The organism is Megasphaera sp. SC8-1, assembly GCF_024436295.1.
GTDB lineage: Bacteria > Bacillota > Negativicutes > Veillonellales > Megasphaeraceae > Megasphaera > Megasphaera elsdenii.
On sequence record NZ_JANFQH010000020.1, the window covers coordinates 1 to 20,880 of the forward strand.

Here is a 20,880-nt window from a genome sequence, read left to right on the forward strand (position 1 = left end):
TAAGATGAGTTACAGCGTTTTTGTGCTTTTTACGGGCATTGGACCTACTCAAGCACCGCCATTCATCCCCCACCTAAGAGGTGGGAGTCTTCTGGCGGGAAAAGATAAAAAAGACCTCTTTCCGAAAGAGAAAGAGGTTTGATAGCTAGTTCTTTATCTCTCGGAAGAATCCGCAGGAATTGGCACCGTCGTTATCGGTTGCCGGGCTTCATAGGGCCAGTCCCTCCACCACTCTGGATAAATGTCGTTCTAAAGTTGTCTTAATTCTTAGTTTATCATGGATAAGCTATTTGTCAAGGTCTATCTTAAGGACATTGACAAAACTATACTAAAAGCGTAGTATTTAGACAACAATCTAAAGAGGGGGTATCATCTATGATTCAATGGAAAAAGAAATTTTTACCGCTTGCCTTATTAGCCGTATTGGCTGTCGGCCTTGCCGGTTGCGGCGGTCAGGGGGATAATGGCCAGAGTGCCGGTAGCAGCGACAAGGAAATCAAGATCGGAGCCACAGCGGGTCCTCATGCTGAAGTCGTCGAAGCCGTGGCTAAGGAAGCAGAAAAACAGGGGATTCACATCAAAGTCGTCGAATTTTCCGACTACATTACGCCGGACAAGGCCCTGGCTGATGGAGATATTGACTTGGTCAGCTACCAGCATAAGCCATTCCTGGATAATTTCAATAAGCAGAATGGTACGGATTTAGTACCTATTGGCAACACGATCCTCATGCGCATGGGGATTTACAGCGATAAATATAAGAGTGTCGACGCTTTGCCCGACGGAGCTGTCATTGCTATCCCAAATGACCCGACTAACGGCGGCCGCGGCTTGGCGCTCCTTCAGCGCGCAGGGCTGCTGAAACTTAAAGAGGGCGTAGGATTCAAGGCTACGCCGGCTGATGTCGTCGATAATCCCAAGCATTTCCAGTTCAAGGAAATCGAAGCAGCCCAGCTGCCGCGCAGCCTCGGTGATGTCGATGCCGCTGTCATCACCATGAATTACGTCATGAGCGCCGGCCTCAATGTCAAAGAACAGGGCATCTTCCTGGAACCGAAAGACGAACCGCTGGCTGTCATGGTTCTGGCCGTCAAAGCTAAGGACAAGGACAATCCGACATACAAGAAGATTGCTGAAATCTTCCATTCCGATGCCGTCAAGAAATTCATTGCCGACAAGTACAACGGTACGATTGAACCAGCTGAATAAGCGGTGTAAGGCTTGACAATGAGCGCCTGACAAGTATATAATAAAGCAAAATCTAAATGGATTTGTCGATGAACGAAACGAGTATATCCGATGTGGCAGTTCCAGCGAGCCGATGGCAGTGGGAGTTCGGCACGGACCGGCGGATAGAATGGATTCGGGAGATGCGGCCTGAACGGTGACCAGTAGGGTACGACGGTGTATTTCCACCGCTATCAAAGAAACGTGTATCGCTTATGCCGTACATGTAGAGCTGGACTCACTGAGTCAATCTGGGTGGCACCGCGGAAGAAACCAAACCTTTCGTCCCTGTATAGGGACGGAAGGTTTTTTTGTTGTCTTCAGACAGAAGGGGAGAGAAAGATGCTGGAAATGAAAGATGTCAGTTTCAACTATGGCAATGGCGTGCCCGTGTTGGAACATATCAATGTAGAAATCGGTGAGGGTGAATTCATCGGTCTCGGCGGACGCAACGGCTGTGGTAAGACGACGGTGACGCGCCTGCTCATGGGATTGGAAAAGCCCGTATCTGGGGAAATCCTCTATGACGGAAAAGTCATCAACGACGACGATGCGTCTGTACGCAGCCATTTCATAGGCTACGTCTTCCAGCGGCCGGAAAGGCAGATGTTCCGGCCGACAGTCCGCGAAGAAGTGGCCTACGGGCCGCAGCAGCTGGGCATGAGCCGCGATGAAATCCGCCAGGCCGTCGACGAAGCCTTAGCTGCGACGGAACTGACGGAACTTTCGGAAGCTTATCCGCCTAACTTGAACCGCGGGGAAAAGCAGCGCGTCGCCATCGCTTCGGCCATCGCCATGCATACGAAATACATCGTCCTCGACGAACCGACGAGCGGCCAGGATAGTGAAGACAAGGACCAGCTCATGGCCTTGCTGACGGACCTCAATAAAAAGGGGATGACTATCCTCATCATCAGCCATGATATGGATATCTTTGCCGAATACTGTCAGCGCGTCCTGGTCATCGGCAATCATACGAAAGCCTTTGATGGGACGCCGCAGGAATTGTTCACGCAGCGCGACGATTTATATGACCTGGGATTGAGCCGGCCCGACGCCGTCACTTTGTCCATGGCAGTCCCGGATTTTCCTTACTGTAAGTCGATGAAAGAATTTACAGCAGCCATGCTGGAACGGATGGGAGGTACCCGCAAATGATGAAGAACCTGGTTCCTGTTACGAAATTGATCGGCACCTTTGCCTTTTCTTTCTGGGCCCTGGTCATGCATACGACCTTGCCCTTAGTGATTTTAGTCATTATCGAACTCATTCTCTTAGGCTTATGCGGCAGCTTGGCGCGCAATATCAAGGCCGTCTTCAGCCTGGCCGTCTTTGCCGTTTTCCTGGCTGTCGTCCAGCTCCTGGGCGGCGGATCGTTAGAATCGGCTTATGTGACGGGCCTGCGCATGCTGGCCATGACGATTGTCTTCATCATCTTGTTGACGACGACGCGCCTGCAGGATTTGACGGCGGCCCTGGTAAAGCAGATCAAGATTCCTTATGAATATGCCTTCATGTTCACGGCGGCTTTGCGCTTCGTGCCGGATTTCATCGCTGAAAGCAAGGCCGTCCAGGAAGCTCAGGCCTGCCGGGGGTTGTCGACGAAGGGCAATGTCTTTAAGAAAGTCATCAATTATATGAGCGTCGTCCAGCCGCTGATGCTCAAATCGTTAGGCCGGTCGGAAACGATGGCCCTCAGCCTGGAACTGCGCGGCTTCGGCAGCAATGAACACAGCTTCATGAGCAATGTCCGTCCGAAAGGCCGGGATTATGTGGGCATCGTCATCATGCTGGCTTTGAGCTGCTTTGTCGTCTACTTGCGCTTGCAAGGTTTGGTTTAGGAGGGGAACACGATGAAAACTGTGGCAGATATTTCCAAATTAGAATTCCATCATCGCCAAGGCGGCCAGTTCCGCTGGATTACCATTACGACGCTCATGTTGGCCATCGGTACGATTTTACACCTCGTCTCGCCGAGCGTCGGTGGCGTTACACCGAACTGGACCATCGCCACTTATTGCGTTGCCATTTGTCTGACCAAGCCGAGCTACAAGCAGGCGCTGGGCATCGGCTTAGTCGCCGCTTTAGTCAACGTCCTGACCTCGAAGTCGGGCTTCCCTTACGGCAACCTCATCAGTGAACCCCTCGGCGCCCTGACTTGTACGTTCATCGTCAAGAACCTGGCCTTCATCAAGTTCAAAGGCCATTCGTGCCTGCCCGTCCTGACCGGTTTTGCAGCGACCTGCATGAGCGGCGGCGCTTTCGTCACGATACTGAAGTTCGTCATGAATTTGCCGACGGTCGTCTATGTTACGGCCATGCTGCCCCTGGTCGTCGTCATCGGTGCCTTGAATGCCGTTGTCACACCGCTCATGTATTTCCCGGCCCTGCGCCTCTTCGTTTCCCGGGGCATCCTCGATTCCCTGGAAGAACAGGAAGTCACGTCGGACCACAGCATGTATGATTTGAAGCCGACCCAGGATGGCCTCATTTCCATGGAACATTTGTCGTACATCTATAATAAGCAGAAGACACCCGTCCTGGATGATGTCACCATGACCGTAAATAAAGGTGACTTCCTGGTCATTACCGGTGAAAGCGGCAGCGGCAAGAGCTCCCTGTGCATGGCCATGACCGGTGCCATCCCGCATTATTTCGGCGGCGTCATGAAAGGGATGGTCTATGTCGACGGCCAGGCGACGACACAGACGACCATTTCCCAGTTGGCGACCCGCGTCGGCGCCATGCTCGATGACTACGACAGCCAGCTTGTTGCCATGACCGTCGAAGAAGAAATCGCCTTCAGCCTGGAAAACCAAGGCGTTGCACCGGATAAAATAGGCCAGGCCATTACGGAAGCCCTGGAAAAGGTCAACATGACGCCGTACCGCCACCGCCAGGTCACCAAACTGTCCGGCGGTCAGCGCCAGCGTCTGGTCATCGCCGACGTCCTGGCGACTAATCCGGATATCCTCGTCTTCGACGAACCGACGTCGGCCCTGGACCCGGAAGGAACCCATGAATTCTATGAATTGATTCACGATTTGAACGTCAAATACGGCCATACCATCGTCGTCATCGAACATACGCTGGAAGCGGCCCTGCCCTATGCCAACCGGCTGGTCCTCATCGACCACGGCCACATCCTCAGCGATGCCGATGTGGAAACGACGCTGCGCTATATGTATGACCATAATATTTGTACCAGTGCCATCCCGAAAATCTTCGCCTGCCAGATGGACCTGGAAAAAGCCGGCTGCCATTTCGATGCCCCGTGGCTGTCGACGGACGTTGCCGTAGCGGCTGTCCAGAAAGCCGTCCAGCCGTGAAACTCCTATGCTTGGGCGATAGTCTGACGTATGGTTTTGCCGTCCAGCCTGACCAAAGCTGGACGGCCCTGGTCTCGGCTAAAAGTCTGATTCATATCGACAACGAAGGTCAATGCGGCGATACGACGACGGGCATGGTCTATCGCCTCCATCAGTTCGACCTCAGCCGGTATGACGCCTTCTTCGTCATGGGCGGATCCAACGACATTCTCCTCGACGGGGACTTGGAGAATATCTGCCGGAATATACGGAATATCGTCACGACGTTCAAGGCCCAGGGAAAACCAGTATATCTGGGCATCCCGCCGCTGACTACGATGGAGAGTGCCATGTACGGTTGGCAGAACGCCAGAGACGTAGAAAAACACAATGACCAACTGCGTCAGTATCGGCAATGGCTCCTTTCGTATGGCAAAGAAACGGGCTGTCATATCATCGACTTCTATGAAGCCCTGTTCAATGCCAAACGGCGGACTGGCCGTAACCTCTACGCCGACGGCGTCCATCCCAATGCCGAAGGCTACGCCGTCTTGGCCCGGGAAGTACTGAAAGTGATGGGGGGTTAGTGGCTCGTGATTCGTGGTTCGTAGCTCGTAGGGGCCGCCCAAAGGGCGGCCCGCCTGATTCACTAAAAAAGCACTGTCTTTATGACAGTGCTTTTTATGAACTATAGGGGCGCGCATGTGGCGCTCCTACAATGTGGGCTACGAACCACCAGCCACTAGCCACTAGCCACTAGCCACTGATTTACGGGATTCCCACAACGGGCCGCCCTTTGGGACGGCCCCTACAGTGACATCACAGATGTCGTTAATGCCCGGCTGTAGGCTGGACAGTGGCCTTTGCATCGAGGAGAACGTCTTTTTTGGTGGCGCCATTGACTTTATATTTCAAGGTCAGGACCAGGACGCCGGCGCAGAACATGAAGGCGGCCATGAGATAGTAGCCCATGTCGAAGCTGCCCGTTTCAGCCTGGACCCAGGCCATCATGTTCGGTCCGAACATGCCGCCCAGGTTGCCGCAGGAGTTGATGAGGGCGATGGAGCCGGCAGCGGCCGGGCCGGAAAGGAAGGTCGTCGGGATGGTCCACCATACGCCCATGGAAGCATGGATGCCGATAGCCGACAAGCAGATGAGGAACAGGGCGACGCCCATGTTGTGAGCGAACGGCGACAAGCCGAGGCCGATAGCACCGACGGTGAGGGCGCCGAAGACGTGCCATACTTTATCGCCTGTAACTGTAGCCGTATGGCCGATGACCAGCTGGACGACGAGGGCTGCCATCATGGGGATAGCGATAGCTCCGCCGATGAGCGACGTGGACCAGCCGGAGAGGTTCTTGAGGACGGTCGGCATCCAGAAGTAGAAGCCCCAGAAACCGACGACCCAGAGGAAGTAGATGAGGCAGAGCTTTAAGACTTTAGCATCTGTAAAAGCCTGGAAGACCGTGTATTTCTTGACGCTTTGCATCTTGGCCTGTTCTTCCTGGTACATAGTGGTCAAGTATTCTTTTTCAGCATCCGTCAGCCAGCTGGCCTGGTCGGGACGGTCTTTAACGGCAAAGAAGAAATAGAAAGCGAAACAGAGGGCCGGGATGGATTCCAGGATGAACAATTCCTGCCAACCTAAGAGGCCGAAGAAGGAATGTTCCAGGAGAACGCCGGCAATCGGTGCGCCGATGATGGTCGAAAGGAGCAGGGACGTCAACATGAGTGACGTAGCCCGGGCCCGTTCAGAGGCTGTGAACCAGCGGGGGAACAGGAGGGAGTAGATGACCGGGTAGAGGCTGGCTTCCGATGCGCCTAATAGGAAGCGGCACAGGTAGAACTGCCATTCCGTCGTGACGAAGGCCATGCACAGACTGACGGCGCCCCAAGTGAACATGATGCGGGAAATCCATTTCGAGGCCGAGAACTTAGCGGCGAACAGGGAACCCGGGATTTCCAGGAGCAAGTAGCCGGCGAAAAAGATGCCAGCGCCGAAACCGTAGACTTCCGGCGACAACCAGGACAGGGTCTGGGTCATGGTCAGTTTGGCGTAGGAAATATTGACGCGGTCGATGCAGGCTATAATCGAGACGAGAAAGACCGGTAAAATGATGCGAAGATCTCTCCGTCGTTTCAGACTGTCGAAATTGATGTTTTCCATGATGAATTCCTCCTATTATGAGTCATATAGTCATAAGATAAACATGAAATAAAAAAAACTCCCGTCCACAAGGGACGGAAGTTTATATCCGCGGTACCACCCAATATTCCTCACCAAAAAAGCAAGGCACTTTTCAACGTACTATCATACGCGTTTCCTGTAACGTGGATCAGACGGTGCAGTTTACTCATTTCAACTGCAATTCTCAGAGATGATTTTCCATTTTCCTTCCACCACCGGCTTTCACCATACCCGGCTCGCTGTGCGCTTCCGCAAAAATGTACTCTTTCTCGTCATCGAATGTCAAAATATAAAATCGATGTTTAACTTACGGTCCTTATCATAGACCCTGTGCATCAATTTGTCAATAGTCTATTCTAAAATTTCCTATCTGAAAGCCTCTCCTCATAGGAGAGGTGGCCCGAAAGGGCCGGAGAGGTTTGACCTCTCAGTCAGCTGCGCTGACAGCTCCAGCAAGGCTCTCCGTTTTGGCAACCGTCCTGTCTTTCTCTCCGGTCAGTCCCTGACGGGCCAAAAAGGGCCTATCAAGGGAGCCACTAACCACTAACAACTTAAAAAGCGCTGTCGCACGAAAGTTTCTGCCATCATGCGAGGCCCCCCCCTTTTGCTTAAATGTTTGAGGCGATGGCTTTTAAATTTTGTCCCATCTACATCAAACTTTCAACTTCAAACTTCAAACTCAAAAAGGGCTTGTCGTCGTGCGACAAGCCCTTTTTATCATGGTGGAGATGAGGAGAGTCGAACTCCTGTCCGTAAATGCCGCCCCATGAACTTCTCCGAGCGCAGACCTTGTTAGGATCTTAAACCGTTTTCGTACAAGGACAAACTAGACGATTCCAGCCTGTGAGTTTCCCGACACGACTACCAGGCAGAGCCATGTGGTATCCCGCTAAGTGACGTCTGCGAGCTGCCCGCAGGATTAGCAGCAGGAGACGTTAGCCGCACTTAGGCAGCTAAAGCAAAATTGTTTTCTTTTGCGTTTAATTTAAAAGGTTCACCGATTTACGGGCAGATGAAACCCCGGCTCGCTATTCATGATACAACCATCCACGTCGAAACCTTTACATCCCCATGGATAGAATCTCCCTTTACAGGGATTCAAAATAAGTATAGCACATATTTTACCGTTTGCCAATGAAGTTTATGGTATAATATGCGTAGGGGCCGCCCAAAGGGCGGCCCGCAGTTCGCAGGCCGCAGACCGCAGTTCGCCGGTCGTGGTGATTTATGGTTTACAAGCAACCTCTCCGGCCCTTCAGGCCACCTCTCCTAGCAGGAGAGGCTTAACTATACGAAAGGATGTCTTCATTTTGTTATTATATATCATTAAATGGCTTTATGCCTGGATCCTGCCGATGGGTGGCATTGTCCTGGCTTTGATTCTCTTATTGTATTATATGTTTCGCAGACACAGTCCCGGCCGCTGGGCGCTGGCTGTCGTTACGGCTGTCTTTTATCTTTTGTCCATCGAGCCCGTATCGAACGGCCTCATCCATCCCTTGGAAACGGCTTATGACCAGCCGCAGGGGACGGCTGTCGCTGGCGATGTCATCGTCCTCCTCGGCGGCGGATCCCGGGCCGGCGTCCCCGATTTCGACGGTACCGGCCAGGTCGGCAGCGCCGCAGCCAACCGTTTCCTCATGGCCCTGCGCCTGCAAAAGGCTAAGGATCTGCCCATCCTCTTATCGGGCGGGACCATCCTCGAAGGCGACGCCAATGAATCGGAAATCGAAAAGCGGATGCTCCTCTCCCTGGGCGTGCCGGAAAATAAGATCTTCATGGACGACAAGAGCCGCAACACGGCAGAAAATGCCGCTTTTTCCAAGCAAATCTGCGAGCACCAGGGCTGGACGAAGCCCATCCTGGTCACCAGTGCCTTCCACATGCCCCGGTCTGTCCGCTTCTTTACGCGTGAAGGCCTCGATGTGACGCCGTATCCCTGTGATTACCATACGAGCGCTGTGACGAACTGGTCCGGGTACTCCGTCGTACCCCAGTCTTTTTACTTATTTAACTCCTGTCTGGCCATCAAAGAATACGTCGGCATCGCCGCCGCTTCTTTGCGGATACAATAAATTGGGACATAAAACGTCCATGGTATTGCAAAATCGTACCCGATGTGGCATACTTACAGTGTAAGTAGTAAGGCCCTCAGGTTCTTAGAATTATGTAAAAAGGTTATTTTGTTTTCAAAAGGAGTGTATCGACAATGATTAAAGTTGGTATTAATGGTTTCGGTCGTATTGGTCGTTTTGTTTTCCGCGCTGCACAGACTCGTGATGACATCGAAATCGTAGGCATCAACGACCTTTGCCCGGTTGACTACATGGCATACATGCTCAAATACGACACCATGCACGGCCAGTTCGACGGCACGATCGAAGCTGACGTCGAAAACAGCCAGCTCATCGTTAACGGCAAAAAAATCCGCGTAACGGCTGAAATGGATCCGGCCAACCTCAAATGGGACGAAGTCGGTGCTGAATATGTCGTTGAATCGACAGGCCGTTTCCTCACCATGGACCTCGCTGAAAAACACCTCGCAGCTGGTGCAAAATACGTTGTACTCTCCGCTCCTTCCAAACAGGGTGCTGACGGCCGTCAGGCAGACATGTTCGTTTGCGGCGTTAACACCGATACATACAAAGGCCAGCAGATCGTTTCCAACGCATCTTGCACGACGAACTGCCTCGCTCCGATCGCTAAAGTCCTCAACGATGCTTTCGGCATCAAAGAAGGCCTCATGACGACGGTTCACTCCACAACGGCTACGCAGAAAACCGTTGACGGCCCGTCCATGAAAGATTGGCGCGGCGGCCGTGCAGCTGCTGGCAACATCATTCCGTCCTCGACGGGTGCTGCAAAAGCTGTCGGCAAAGTCATTCCGGAATTGAACGGCAAATTGACCGGCATGTCCATGCGTGTACCGACCCTCGACGTTTCCGTCGTCGACCTCACGGTCAACCTCGCTAAACCGGCTACATACGATGAAATCTGCGCAGCTATGAAGAAAGCTTCTGAAGGCGAACTCAAAGGCATCCTCGGCTACACTGACGAAGCTGTCGTTTCCTCCGACTTCCTCGGCTGCCCGCTCACGTCCATCTTCGACGCTAAAGCTGGTATCGCTTTGACGGACACCTTCGTAAAAGTCGTTTCCTGGTACGACAACGAAATCGGCTACTCCAACAAAGTCCTCAACCTCATTGCTGTCATGAACGATTACAACAGCAAACACTAATTTGTAGCGACGCATTTCCCAACGGGTAAACAGCCTCCCGTTACAAATCAGATTGAACCCTAAAGGGGCCGTCGCATGGCGGCCCCTTTTTATTACTCATCGATTACAAAAGGAGTCAAAAACTGTAATGACGAAAAAGAAACCTGTAATGCTGGTCATCATGGATGGTTTTGGCTGCAGCCATATCGAAAAAGATAACGCCGTAGCCCAGGCAGACCTCAAGGTCTTGCCGAAACTTTGGAAAGAATATCCTCATTCGTATCTCGGCGCATCGGGCGAAGACGTCGGTCTGCCTGACGGCCAGATTGGCAACTCTGAAGTGGGCCATCTTAATATCGGTGCGGGACGTATTGTGTACCAGGCGCTGACAAAAATCACCAAGGACATCAAAGACGGCGCTTTCTTCCAGAAACCGGCTCTCGTCGGTGCTATGGAAAACGTCAAGGAAAAGGATTCGGCCCTCCATCTGCTGGGCCTCGTCTCTCCTGGCGGCGTCCACAGCAGCGAACAGCATCTCTATGGTCTTTTGGAAATGGCCAAGCGCAATGGCTTGAAAAAAGTCTACATCCACGCCTTCCTCGACGGCCGCGACGTACTGCCCCGCAGCGCTGGCGAATACCTCAAGGAACTGGAAGATAAGTGCGTTGAACTCGGCGTCGGCGAAATCGCTACCATCAGCGGCCGTTATTATGCCATGGACCGCGATAAACGCTGGGAACGCGTTGAAAAGGCTTATGATGCCGTCGCCCTCGGTGAAGGACCGCAGGAACCGGATGCTCAGACCTGCCTGGAACATTCCTATGCGGCTGACATTTCCGACGAATTCGTCATTCCCACTGTCATCCATAAACATCCCGTCCAGGATGGCGACAGTGTCATCTTCTTCAACTTCCGCCCTGACCGGGCCCGCCAGTTGACGACGGCTTTCGTCGTTCCCGATTTCGACGGCTTCCCGCGTCCGAAGAAGCTGGATACGTACTTTGCGACCATGACCCGTTATGAAGATGACCTTCCGGTACACGTCGTCTACGATAAGGAACGGATTCCGGATACCTTAGGCGAAGTCCTGGCTAAGGCCGGCAAGACGCAGCTGCGCATTGCCGAAACGGAAAAATACGCTCACGTCACGTATTTCTTCAATGGCGGCGAAGAAGAACCGAATCCCGGTGAAGACCGCATCCTCGTACCGTCGCCGAAAGTTGCGACGTATGACTTGCAGCCGGAAATGAACGCGCCCATTGTCACGGAAAAAGTCATCGAACAGATCAAGGCCGATAAATATGATATGATCATGCTCAATTTCGCCAACGCCGATATGGTCGGCCATACAGGCGTCTTTGAAGCGGCTGTCAAAGCTGTCGAAACGGTCGACACCTGCGTCGGCAAAATCGTTGAAGCCTTGAAACCCGTCCAGGGCCAGCTCCTGATCATCGCCGACCATGGCAATGCGGAACAGATGGCCGATCCCGATACGGGCTGCCCTTACACGGCTCATACGACGAACCATGTACCGTGCATCCTGGTCAGTGAAGAACATAAAGGGGATCACCTGCACGACGGCATCCTGGCCGACGTCGCCCCGACCATGCTGACTTTGGCCGGTATGGACATTCCTGCCGATATGACCGGCAAATGCCTGCTGGACCAGTGATTATACTCTGTTGTTCTATCGCATCGTGAAGGGAGAGAGTAAGATGGAACAAGATACATTGAGTATCTTTCAAAAAATAGCTCCCGATGTCATGGGGACAATCAAAGAACGCTATCTGCTGCTGCGGCATATCGCCGACGCCGAGCCCGTCGGCCGGCGGACCCTGGCAGGTCTTTCGGGCCTGTCGGAACGCGTCGTCCGGTCTCACGTCGACGTCTTGCGGCGCAGTGGCATCGTGCGCTTTACGACGCTGGGCATTGCCATGGAACCGGAAGGCAAACGGCTCATGCCGGATCTCCTGGAGTGTTTCCTGCGCCTGAATAATTTGGACGACATGCAGCGCCAGATCCGCCAGAAGCTGGGCCTGAAAAATGTCTATATCGTCCCCGGTGACAGCGATAACGATAAGACCGCCAAGGAAGAACTGGGCCGCCGGGGTGCGCTGCTCCTGAACGACCTTTTCGGCAGCGTAGATACGGTCGCTATCAGCGGCGGGTCGACGATGGCTGAAGTGGCCCGCATGCTTCCGGAATGTCTGGCCAACGTGACTATCTTGCCGGCCCGCGGAAGCATGGGCAACCATGTCGAAGTCCAGGCCAACTACATCGCCGCCAACATTGCGGCCAAGACCCACAGTTCGTACCGCATGATCCATATCCCGGAAGGCCTCAGTGATTCGGCGCTGCAGATGATGCTCCAAGCCGACCGCCAGACCCAGGAAAATGTGGCCATGACGGCCCGGGCCCAGGTCGTCATCTTCGGCATCGGCCGGGCGGACCGCATGGCCCGCAAGCGGGGCATGACGACGCTCCAGCGCGATGCCCTGCACAGCCTCGGCGCCTGTGGCGAATCGCTGGGCTGCTATTGCGGCCTCGATGGCAAGATTTTATATGGTACGAATAATGTAGGGATTTCATTGCGAGAAATCAAATTTCATCCGCACGTCATCGCCGTAGCCGGTGGCGCCAGCAAGGCCGAAGCCATTGTAGGCGTCATGCGGGCCTGCCATACGGGTACGCTGGTCACGGACGAAGGCGCGGCTGAAAAAATCATACAAATGCTTTAATTGGAGGAGGAACCTTTCATGAAAAAAACGATTACTGATGTAAATGTCGAAAACAAACGCGTTTTTGTCCGCGCTGACTTCAACGTCCCCCTTGATGAAAACTGCAACATTACAGACGATACGCGTATCCAGAAGACGCTGCCGACCATTAAATACTTGCTCGACCATAAAGCAGCCGTCATCCTGGCCAGCCATCTCGGCCGCCCGAAGGGACAGGTCGTCGAAAAGTATTCGTTGAAACCCGTTGCCAAACGCTTGTCGGAACTCCTCGGCCTTGATGTCAAATTCGCTCCGGATTGCGTCGGTGCAGAAACGAAAGCCATGGCTGACGCCCTCAAACCGGGTGAAGTCCTGCTCCTGGAAAATCTCCGTTTCCATAAAGAAGAAGAAAAAAACGGCGAAGATTTCGCCCGCCAGCTCGCTTCTCTGGCTGAAGTCGGCATCAACGACGCTTTCGGCTGCTGCCACCGCGCTCATGCTTCGGTCGCAGGCATTACGAAATTCCTGCCCATGGCAGCCGGCTTCCTGCTGGAAAAAGAAATCCGCTTCATCGGCGGGGCTGTCGACAACCCGGCTCATCCTTTCGCAGCCATCATCGGCGGGGCTAAAGTTTCCGACAAGATCGAAGTCATTTCCAACCTCCTGCCTAAAGTCGACCTCATGATCATCGGCGGCGGCATGGCCAATACCTTCCTGGCTGCCCAGGGCTATGGCATCGGCAAATCCCTGGTCGAAGCCGACAAAATCGATTTGGCCAAACAGCTCATCAACCAGGCTAAAGAACAGGGAACGAAACTGCTCCTGCCGGTTGATGTCACGGTCGCTGCTGAATTTAAGAACGACGCCGACCACAAAGTCGTTTCCGTCGATGCTGTCCCGGCTGACTGGATGATCCTCGACGTCGGCACGAAGACGCAGGAACTCTTCGCTAAAGAACTGGCCCCGATGAAACTCATCGTCTGGAACGGGCCGATGGGCGTATTTGAAATGGAAAACTATGCTAAAGGCACAGAAGCTGTCGCTAAAGCTGTCGCTGATTCCGAAGCTGTTTCCATCGTCGGCGGCGGTGACTCCGTTTCGGCTGTCAACAAGACCGGCCTGGCCGACAAGATCAGCCACATCTCCACGGGCGGCGGTGCTTCCCTGGAATATCTCGAAGGCAAACAGCTCCCGGGTGTCGTATCCCTGAGCGATAAATAATCATTCACCTTTAAAGGAGGAAACTCATTATGCGTAAAACCATCATTGCCGGCAACTGGAAAATGAACCACCTCGGTGCCGACGCTAAAGAAACCATCCAGGGCCTCGTCGCCAAAGTTCCGCAGGACGTAAAACCGGAAGTCATCATCGCTCCGGTCTTCCCGTACCTTTCCATGGCCGTTGAAATGACCAAAGGCACGCCGATCCATGTCGCTGCCCAGAACATGCATTGGGAAGAAAAAGGCGCTTTCACCGGTGAAGTTTCGCCGGCCATGCTCGTCGACATCGGCGTCACCCATGTCATCCTCGGTCATTCCGAACGCCGTACGTATTTCAATGAAACCGATGAAACGGTCAACAAGAAGACCAAAGCAGCTCTGGCTCATAACCTGACGCCCATCGTTTGCTGCGGCGAAACGCTGGAACAGCGCGAACAGGGCATCATGCAGTCCTGGATCGAAGGCCAGATCGAAAAAGCCCTGGAAGGCCTGAAGGCAGAAGACGTCAAGAAAGTCGTCATCGCCTATGAACCGATTTGGGCTATCGGCACGGGCAAGACGGCCAGTGCTGCTCAGGCTGAAGAAGTCTGCGCCATCATCCGCAAGAAACTGGCTGCCCTCTATGATGCTGCTACGGCTGAAGACGTTTCCATCCTCTACGGCGGCAGCGTCAAAGGCGGCAACGTCGCTGAACTCACAGGCTCTGCCGACATCGACGGCGGTCTCGTAGGCGGTGCCAGCCTCAAAGCCGACGACTTCCTCGCCATCATCAATAACGCTGTTGTAAAATAGCTAGTGGCTAGTGGCTAGTGGCTAGTGGCTAGTGGCTAGTGGCTAGTGGCTAGTGGCTAGTGGCTAGTGGCTAGTGGCTAGTGGCTAGTGGTCGCCCCTACAGAAAAGGCGCTGTCTTCATGCGACAGCGCCTTTTGCTATATCTCCCTACATTTGTTACAATAAAGTCAATGAGAGGGAGGAGGAATTCGATGAAATATATTTTATATGTCCTTTCTTTTTTCTGCCTGCTCATCGGTGGCGGTGCTTGGTTCTTTTATAACCATCCTGTCGGTGTCATCGGCGTTATCCTGTCGCTATATATCTTGTATCGCCTGGAACGGCAGCCGCATAAGCTTTCTTTGAAGTGGCCCGGCAGCAAAGGCAAGGGGGCCAGCCGCGACCAGGCCGCTTTTGAAAAGGCTCTCAGCGATTTCAACCGCATGGAAGCGGAACGCAGGGGATTGACCGACTCGGATTTGTGCCGGACTGTCGCCAATATGCAGCATATTGCCCGTAATTTCCTCTATTATCTGCAACAGTATCCCGAACGGATCGGCCTGGCAGAACACTTCATCGATTATTACCAGGACCGGGCCGTCTTCATGGTCCGCAAATATAAGAAGCTCTCGGCGACGGGACTCAGGACGGATAAGGTCGTCCAGACACAGCAGAAACTCAAGACCTTGCTCAGCCAACTCGACCAGGCCTATGAAGAACAGTTCACCCAGGTCTTGGAAGCCGAGCTGGTGACTATCGATGGAGAAACGACAGTCATGGCTCAGAACCTGTCTGCCCAGGGCCTGTACAACCCGGAAGCCGCTGTACGGAGAAAGAAGCCATCGTCCCTGAAAGGTTCCCTGGCCCAGTGGAAACAGAAAGCTGCCGACCGCTTCGATGCCTATACAGACGGAACCTTTTCGTCGATTACGCCGGAACTGCGCCATAAAATCAACGAAGAACGGCTGATTACAGCGGTCCTGGCCTTCTTCCTGGGTTCCTTCGGCATCCATTACTTCTATTTGAAACGCCCCGTCCGCGGTGTCATCTACGCCCTGTTCTGCTGGACCCTCATCCCAGGATTCCTGGGCCTGCGCGAAGGTATCCGCTACTTCAGCATGACGACCGACGAATTTTACTACGCCGATTATTTGCATAAATATGGAGCTTAGAACAGATTACTTATGCTCATTAATTGTGCGCCTTCCCTTTGGGCGCGTTCTATGACGGGCTGGGTGTATCCGCCTTTACTGAAGAAAATCAGGTGTTTTTTTGTTACTTTTGGGAAGGCGGCTGTAGCCTGGACTAAATCATCATACTCTTCCATGGGCATAGGACGGTTCCGGTATTTACATTCGCAGAAGATTCCTTCTGTCTCTGTCTTATCGAGTGCGAGAATGTCGATATCATCCTGCTGTTTCAATAGGGGATTGGTGCCCCACCACTTGCCGATGACAGCGGGGATGAAGGGAAGAGTATGGGCCTTGGCCCGGCGCCAGAGGTATTCGGTGCAGATTTCTTCAAAGACAGGTCCCATATAGTCGGAAATGCCGTCCATGATTTCTTGGGCAGCTTTTTCTTCGCCTAAGAGGAAGTAATAATTTTTTTGTGAGAACGTATAGCGGTACCAAAAACGGTAGTAATGATCTGCAATCACGTAAATGCCTTTTTTACTCGTTTTAGGCTGGCCACAGGGGATGATTTTTTTTACCAGGCGGATGTTCTGTAATACTTGCAGATATTTCGTGCATTTGCTCCGGTCTTCGTGAATGCGGTCGGAGATGGTGGAAATCCTATTGGCTCCATTGGCGATAGCCTCGAGTATACTATTATAAATACCTGGTTCACGCAGTTCCATGCGCAAAAGGAGCTGCGGTTCGTCGTGAAGATAGGCATTTTCAGATAAAATGTGTTCGGCGATATTTCCGGTAATGTCTTGATATGGATTAAATGCCTTTAAATAGCGAGGGATTCCGCCGAGGATGCCATAGGCCAATAATTTTTCTTCTTGTGAATAATTCGGGAAAAACTCAGCACTTTCCAGATAATCAAAAGGCTTTACTTCTAGATGTGCAGTAATCCGCCCATATAAAGGGCTTTTGTATCCCATGACTTCGTTAATCATAAAGCTGACACTGGAGCCGCAGAGGATGAGAAAGATGTTTTTATTTTGCCAGCTGTGGTCGATAGCATGCTGGAAAATACTTTTTATCGAAGGATTTTGGGAGGCTAAAAAGGGAAATTCGTCAATGATGAGGACTGTTCGTTTATCGTTGCGGCTTTGTTTTTCGATAAAAGCCAAGGCTTTTTCCCAATTCGGGAAAGGTGCTAAATAATCACCGGTATAATGTTCCTGAACAGTTTGAGAAAAATCTTCCAAATTTAGGACGTCGTTCTTTTCCTGGGCCGGGAAAAAGATACAATCGTGAGATTGAGCAAATTTTTGCAAAATCGTCGTCTTTCCCACACGGCGGCGGCCATACATGATTAAAAATTGAAAAGAAGGAGAACTATATAATTTTTCTAAAAGCGCTAATTCCTGTTTTCTGCCAATCATGAGAAAAACCTCCATAAATAAAGTGAAACACGAGTATAATACTCATAAGTATTATACTCGTGTTTCACTTTATTTGCAATTATATAGGTTAATCGAATTTTCGAGGTATAATGAATTCATCGCGTAACTCCTTTGAGATGGTGTGTTGTAGCAGATTCATTATACTTTAAAGTATGGTTACGCGATATTTATTTGTTCAAAAAGTTGTGAACTGCTGTAAGAATCATAAAAACAAATAATTGACCTATATAAGAAGGGCTTGTCACATCAGAAAAGAACAAGTGACAAGCCCTTCTTATATAGAGAATTTGAGAGAGAAAGCGTATTTAGATTTCTACGTTGAAGTGTTTGAGAATCATTTTTTCGGCTTCGGCGTTCCACAATCCTTTGTGGGCTTTGCAGCATTTGTCCAGTTCCAGGAAGAACGGATCTTTTTCACCGAGTTTGGCGAAGTCTTCGATGGCGGTCATAGGCATATCGAACTGGGTGTAGGCTAATTTTTTGCCGCCCGGGATTTTCGGCAGGTTGAGTGTCGTTTCAGCGATGCTGTCGATGCCGCCGACGTGGGTGATCATGACAGCCGGGTCGATGATGCCTTTGGCAGCCAGGGTGTTGGCTTCGATGAGGTCATCGTTGTTGCCGCCTGTCGTGCCCATGATGTGGGTGCTGGTGTAATGGCAGTCATAGAGGTTGATGTCAGCGCTGAAGTTTTTGTCCGTCGGGCCGGAGAAGAAGTTCATGCAGCCGTCGAAGGCCAGGAGTTTATTGCCCAATTCGGCGACGGCACGGATTGGTGTGTAGACGAAGACGTCGTCATAGCCATGGCCATCGGTGATTTTCATTAAGTCGTCATAAGCCGTATCCATGTTGGACGTGTTAACGTAGATGAGTTCGACACCGTGCTGGGCTGCGTATTCCGGCGAGACGACTTCTTTAGCCCGGGCGATGCGGGCGTCGTTGATGTCGGTGACGACGATGCGCTTCGGTTTGTTTTCAAAGTTGATGCCGTAGCTGATGGCGCCCAGGCCCATGGGGCCGCAGCCGCCGAGGATGATGATGTTGCCGCCTTCTTTGGTGCCCATGGCGTGGTTGTAATTATGTTTGTTCGTGTGGTAGTTGGCGTGGTAGCCGCCGATGATGCAGCTCATAGGTTCACCCAGGGAGGCTTCGAAGAAACTTTCGCCGTCATAGGGCATGAGGGCGCCCAGTTCCATGACTTCATGCGGGAAGATGCAGTACGTGCAGTCGCCGCCGAAGAATTCGTAAGAATAACCCGGAGAAGCCAGGCTGCCTTTATAGTTCAGGGCCGGCTGCTGGGCGAAGCGCATGCCCGGCTTGAACTGGTCCTGCCATTTCTTGCCGACCTTGACGATGACGCCGGCGAATTCGTGACCTGTGATGATGGGGTGCGTATCCATGTTCTGGGGAGCCCGTTTATGTTTCTTGCCCTGTTCGACGAGTTTGTACGTCGACATGCAGATGCTGTCGGTAATGATTTTGGCTAAGATTTCGTCGTCTTTGATTTCCGGGAGTTCAAATTCTTCCAGACGTAAATCGCGGGTACCATACATTCTGACTGCTTTTGTTTTCATGATAGAATCCTCCTAAGTGATTGTTCCATAATATATGTATTAATAGATTAGGTGACTATTCTGCTTCGATGTTGGCGAAGGTATCGTAAATCTGATCGACAGAGCTTTTCAGGATTTCGTCGACTTCATCTTCATCGGAACAGGTGACGGCGATATTGCTGAGTATATCGATGTGTTCGTCACCGACACCGGCGATACCGATGACCAGTTTGACTGTTTCACCGCCCCAATCGGTTCCCTGGGGGAAGGTCATGATGACTAAGCCCGATTTCTTGACTTCGCATTTGCCTTCTTCGATACCGTGAGGGATGGCGACGGCGTTGCCGATGGCCGTATTGAAGACTTTTTCTTTGTCCAGCATGGCCTGGGTGTATTTTTCTGTCGTATAGCCATCATCGTAGAAAATCTTGCCGATTTCTTTGATGACGTCTTCTTTGGCTTTAGACTGGCAATTGAGGATGATATTTTTCTTCTGCAAAATCGTGTTCATGGTATATATCTCCTTTATTTACTTTGACGGGCAGCGACTAATTCATCGACGAGCATGCCGTATTCAGGGGCTGCCATAAAGTTTGTAATTGTAATCAAGCGGGCTTGGGGAGCACTGGCTTTCGCTCGTTCAGCCAAATCCTGGTGACAGACGACGAGCTGGGCGTCTGCTGGGATTTCTGAAACGGAAGCGTGACTGACGGTGATGTCGGTCAGGCCGGCTTTCTTGAATTTCTTCTGCAAGACGGCGGCTCCCATGGCACTGGAACCCATACCGGCATCGCAGGCGAAGACGACGTTGGTGATGCACTTCAAATCGGCCTGGGCCGGAGCGGCGGCTGCCGGAGACGTGCCTTTCGATTCAGCCTTCATGTCCTGCATCTTCTGCTGGGCTTCTTCCAGGGATTCGCTGGATTTGGCAGCGGACATCTTGATGATCGGCGAGGCGATGATGAAGGAGACGGCAGCAGCAATGACGATGCTCAGGATGACTGAGAGGGTCGAACCCTTCGGCGCCATGGCCAGATAGGAAATGAGGCTGCCCGGGGCCGGCGGACCCGAAAGACCGAGGTCGAAAATCATGTTGTAGAACAGGGCTGCGACACTGCCGCTGATGGTTGCCAGCAGGAGAGCCGGGTTCATGAGGATGTAGGGGAAGGAAATTTCGTGGATACCGCCGAGAAGGTGGATGATCAGGGCGCCGGGAGCGGACTGACGGGTCATGGTGTCTTTCGAGAAGAGCCAGTAAGCCAGGAGAACGCCTGTGCCGGGGCCGGGATTGGTTTCAATCATGTAGAAGATGGACTTGCCCGTTTCGGCGACTTGTTCGGCGCCGAGGGGAGTGAAGATGCCGTGGTTGATGGCGTTGTTCAAGAAGAGGACTTTAGCCGGTTCTACGAAGACACCGATGAGCGGGAAGATACCGGCCTGGAGCAGGATCTGGACGCCGGCCGTCAGGAAGGACAAGATGATGCCCATGACCGGGCCGATGAGGTAGAAGCCGAGGATGGCCATGACCATGCCCAGGATGCCGACGGAGAAGTTGTTGATGAGCATTTCGAAGCCCGGCTTGATGCGGCCGTCGACAGCGGCGTCAAATTTCTTGATGACCAGGCCGGCCAGGGGCCCCATGACCATGGCACCCATGAACATGGTGTAGGTCGTGCCGCAGATGACGCCGACCGTGGCAATGGCACCCATGATGGCGCCGCGCAGGCCGCCGACGATTTTGCCGCCCTGGAAGGCGATGAGCAGGGGCAGGACGTAGGTCAGGAAAGGTCCGACCATTTTTGCCAGCTGTTCGTTAGGCAGCCAGCCGCTGGGGATGAATAAGGCCGTAATCAGGCCCCAGGCGATGAAGGCGCCGATGTTTGGCATGACCATACCGCTGAGGAAACGGCCGAAGGATTGGACTTTTGCTTTCATGATGATTCCTCCTAAAATCTTTGGAATGAATACGTGGGACACGAGCAGTACCTGACACTCCGGATTGCACTGCGCTGCTCTCTTGATGGCTACAGTATAACTTGTGTACATATCAAAAGCAATTAAAAGTAATTTAACTTTGTCCTTTTGGAAGATGACAGGACTTG

Annotated in this window: 17 protein-coding genes, 1 other RNA gene, 1 riboswitch and 1 other annotated feature; of the genes, 12 read left to right on the top strand and 6 right to left on the bottom strand. The window is 52.4% G+C overall.

Going from position 1 to position 20,880, the window contains the following annotated elements:
• Window positions 1–150: 150 nt before the first annotated feature.
• A riboswitch (SAM riboswitch) is annotated at window positions 151–244 on the bottom strand.
• 131 nt (window positions 245–375) lie between these two features.
• The 5 genes from NOS26_RS05780 to NOS26_RS05800 all read left to right on the top strand — a co-directional run bounded on the left by NOS26_RS05780 (window position 376) and on the right by NOS26_RS05800 (window position 5,122).
• Window positions 376–1,209, top strand: a complete 834-nt coding sequence (locus NOS26_RS05780; protein WP_255917398.1) for a MetQ/NlpA family ABC transporter substrate-binding protein — start codon at window positions 376–378, stop codon at window positions 1,207–1,209.
• Between the two features lie 360 nt (window positions 1,210–1,569).
• Window positions 1,570–2,385 (top strand): energy-coupling factor ABC transporter ATP-binding protein, encoded by an 816-nt coding sequence (locus tag NOS26_RS05785; protein WP_255917399.1) that lies wholly within the window; start codon window positions 1,570–1,572, stop codon window positions 2,383–2,385.
• Complete coding sequence (locus NOS26_RS05790; protein WP_027895495.1) at window positions 2,385–3,068, top strand: energy-coupling factor transporter transmembrane protein EcfT; 684 nt, start codon at window positions 2,385–2,387, stop codon at window positions 3,066–3,068. The genes NOS26_RS05785 and NOS26_RS05790 overlap by 1 nt, the downstream gene beginning before the upstream one ends.
• 12 nt (window positions 3,069–3,080) lie before the next feature.
• Window positions 3,081–4,556, top strand: coding sequence for a tryptophan transporter (locus tag NOS26_RS05795; RefSeq protein WP_014015822.1), 1,476 nt, complete (start codon window positions 3,081–3,083; stop codon window positions 4,554–4,556).
• The gene (locus tag NOS26_RS05800) at window positions 4,553–5,122 is read left to right on the top strand and encodes a GDSL-type esterase/lipase family protein (RefSeq protein WP_014015823.1); all 570 of its coding nucleotides are present in this window, start codon (window positions 4,553–4,555) and stop codon (window positions 5,120–5,122) included. The genes NOS26_RS05795 and NOS26_RS05800 overlap by 4 nt, the downstream gene beginning before the upstream one ends.
• 244 nt (window positions 5,123–5,366) lie before the next feature.
• On the opposite strand, the gene NOS26_RS05805 is transcribed toward NOS26_RS05800, so the two are convergent.
• Together NOS26_RS05805 and ssrA are read right to left on the bottom strand one after the other, a co-directional pair.
• Window positions 5,367–6,704, bottom strand: a complete 1,338-nt coding sequence (locus NOS26_RS05805) for an MFS transporter (protein ID WP_014015824.1) — start codon at window positions 6,702–6,704, stop codon at window positions 5,367–5,369.
• 67 nt (window positions 6,705–6,771) lie between these two features.
• Window positions 6,772–7,010: a binding site (T-box leader), on the bottom strand.
• A 435-nt stretch (window positions 7,011–7,445) separates the two neighbouring features.
• Window positions 7,446–7,796: a transfer-messenger RNA gene (ssrA, locus tag NOS26_RS05810) on the bottom strand.
• 239 nt (window positions 7,797–8,035) lie between these two features.
• On the opposite strand from ssrA, the gene NOS26_RS05815 reads away from it, so the two are divergent.
• The 7 genes from NOS26_RS05815 (at window position 8,036) to NOS26_RS05845 (ending at window position 15,822) form a co-directional block, all read left to right on the top strand.
• Window positions 8,036–8,800, top strand: a complete 765-nt coding sequence (locus tag NOS26_RS05815; protein ID WP_014015825.1) for a YdcF family protein — start codon at window positions 8,036–8,038, stop codon at window positions 8,798–8,800.
• 134 nt (window positions 8,801–8,934) lie between these two features.
• A complete protein-coding gene (gap, locus tag NOS26_RS05820) occupies window positions 8,935–9,963 on the top strand; it encodes a type I glyceraldehyde-3-phosphate dehydrogenase (RefSeq protein ID WP_014015826.1) in 1,029 nt (342 codons plus the stop codon).
• A gap of 127 nt (window positions 9,964–10,090) precedes the next feature.
• Window positions 10,091–11,614 (top strand): 2,3-bisphosphoglycerate-independent phosphoglycerate mutase, encoded by a 1,524-nt coding sequence (gene gpmI / locus NOS26_RS05825; RefSeq protein WP_014015827.1) that lies wholly within the window; start codon window positions 10,091–10,093, stop codon window positions 11,612–11,614.
• Between the two features lie 43 nt (window positions 11,615–11,657).
• On the top strand, window positions 11,658–12,680 hold the full coding sequence (locus NOS26_RS05830) for a sugar-binding transcriptional regulator (RefSeq protein ID WP_014015828.1): 1,023 nt from the start codon (window positions 11,658–11,660) through the stop codon (window positions 12,678–12,680).
• A gap of 18 nt (window positions 12,681–12,698) precedes the next feature.
• Entirely contained in the window at window positions 12,699–13,880 is a 1,182-nt protein-coding gene (pgk, locus tag NOS26_RS05835) for a phosphoglycerate kinase (protein WP_014015829.1), read from the top strand.
• Window positions 13,881–13,909: 29 nt separating this feature from the next.
• The gene (gene tpiA / locus NOS26_RS05840) at window positions 13,910–14,671 is read left to right on the top strand and encodes a triose-phosphate isomerase (protein WP_014015830.1); all 762 of its coding nucleotides are present in this window, start codon (window positions 13,910–13,912) and stop codon (window positions 14,669–14,671) included.
• A 191-nt stretch (window positions 14,672–14,862) separates the two neighbouring features.
• Window positions 14,863–15,822 carry a 5-bromo-4-chloroindolyl phosphate hydrolysis family protein gene (locus NOS26_RS05845; protein ID WP_014015831.1) on the top strand — a complete coding sequence of 320 codons (960 nt, stop codon included), beginning with the start codon at window positions 14,863–14,865 and terminating at the stop codon, window positions 15,820–15,822.
• On the opposite strand, the gene NOS26_RS05850 is transcribed toward NOS26_RS05845, so the two are convergent.
• The 4 genes from NOS26_RS05850 to NOS26_RS05865 form a co-directional block, all read right to left on the bottom strand.
• Window positions 15,819–17,207 carry an ATP-binding protein gene (locus NOS26_RS05850; RefSeq protein ID WP_014015832.1) on the bottom strand — a complete coding sequence of 463 codons (1,389 nt, stop codon included), beginning with the start codon at window positions 17,205–17,207 and terminating at the stop codon, window positions 15,819–15,821. The genes NOS26_RS05845 and NOS26_RS05850 overlap by 4 nt on opposite strands.
• Window positions 17,208–17,533: 326 nt before the next feature.
• Window positions 17,534–18,799: a zinc-binding dehydrogenase gene (locus NOS26_RS05855; protein WP_014015833.1), complete on the bottom strand. Its 1,266-nt coding sequence runs from the start codon at window positions 18,797–18,799 to the stop codon at window positions 17,534–17,536.
• A 55-nt stretch (window positions 18,800–18,854) separates the two neighbouring features.
• Entirely contained in the window at window positions 18,855–19,289 is a 435-nt protein-coding gene (locus tag NOS26_RS05860) for a PTS sugar transporter subunit IIA (protein ID WP_014015834.1), read from the bottom strand.
• A 14-nt stretch (window positions 19,290–19,303) separates the two neighbouring features.
• Window positions 19,304–20,713, bottom strand: a complete 1,410-nt coding sequence (locus NOS26_RS05865; RefSeq protein WP_014015835.1) for a PTS mannitol transporter subunit IICB — start codon at window positions 20,711–20,713, stop codon at window positions 19,304–19,306.
• Window positions 20,714–20,880 lie beyond the last annotated feature (167 nt).

What these genes read in the sequence shown, in the direction of transcription:
- NOS26_RS05780 (WP_255917398.1), top strand. Translation starts at nt 376, where the DNA reads ATGATTCAATGGAAAAAGAAATTTTTACCGCTTGCCTTATTAGCCGTA.
- NOS26_RS05785 (WP_255917399.1), top strand. Translation starts at nt 1,570, where the DNA reads ATGCTGGAAATGAAAGATGTCAGTTTCAACTATGGCAATGGCGTGCCC.
- NOS26_RS05790 (WP_027895495.1), top strand. Translation starts at nt 2,385, where the DNA reads ATGAAGAACCTGGTTCCTGTTACGAAATTGATCGGCACCTTTGCCTTT.
- NOS26_RS05795 (WP_014015822.1), top strand. Translation starts at nt 3,081, where the DNA reads ATGAAAACTGTGGCAGATATTTCCAAATTAGAATTCCATCATCGCCAA.
- NOS26_RS05805 (WP_014015824.1), bottom strand. Translation starts at nt 6,704, where the DNA reads ATGGAAAACATCAATTTCGACAGTCTGAAACGACGGAGAGATCTTCGC.
- gap (WP_014015826.1), top strand. Translation starts at nt 8,935, where the DNA reads ATGATTAAAGTTGGTATTAATGGTTTCGGTCGTATTGGTCGTTTTGTT.
- gpmI (WP_014015827.1), top strand. Translation starts at nt 10,091, where the DNA reads ATGACGAAAAAGAAACCTGTAATGCTGGTCATCATGGATGGTTTTGGC.
- NOS26_RS05830 (WP_014015828.1), top strand. Translation starts at nt 11,658, where the DNA reads ATGGAACAAGATACATTGAGTATCTTTCAAAAAATAGCTCCCGATGTC.
- pgk (WP_014015829.1), top strand. Translation starts at nt 12,699, where the DNA reads ATGAAAAAAACGATTACTGATGTAAATGTCGAAAACAAACGCGTTTTT.
- tpiA (WP_014015830.1), top strand. Translation starts at nt 13,910, where the DNA reads ATGCGTAAAACCATCATTGCCGGCAACTGGAAAATGAACCACCTCGGT.
- NOS26_RS05845 (WP_014015831.1), top strand. Translation starts at nt 14,863, where the DNA reads ATGAAATATATTTTATATGTCCTTTCTTTTTTCTGCCTGCTCATCGGT.
- NOS26_RS05850 (WP_014015832.1), bottom strand. Translation starts at nt 17,207, where the DNA reads ATGATTGGCAGAAAACAGGAATTAGCGCTTTTAGAAAAATTATATAGT.
- NOS26_RS05855 (WP_014015833.1), bottom strand. Translation starts at nt 18,799, where the DNA reads ATGAAAACAAAAGCAGTCAGAATGTATGGTACCCGCGATTTACGTCTG.
- NOS26_RS05860 (WP_014015834.1), bottom strand. Translation starts at nt 19,289, where the DNA reads ATGAACACGATTTTGCAGAAGAAAAATATCATCCTCAATTGCCAGTCT.
- NOS26_RS05865 (WP_014015835.1), bottom strand. Translation starts at nt 20,713, where the DNA reads ATGAAAGCAAAAGTCCAATCCTTCGGCCGTTTCCTCAGCGGTATGGTC.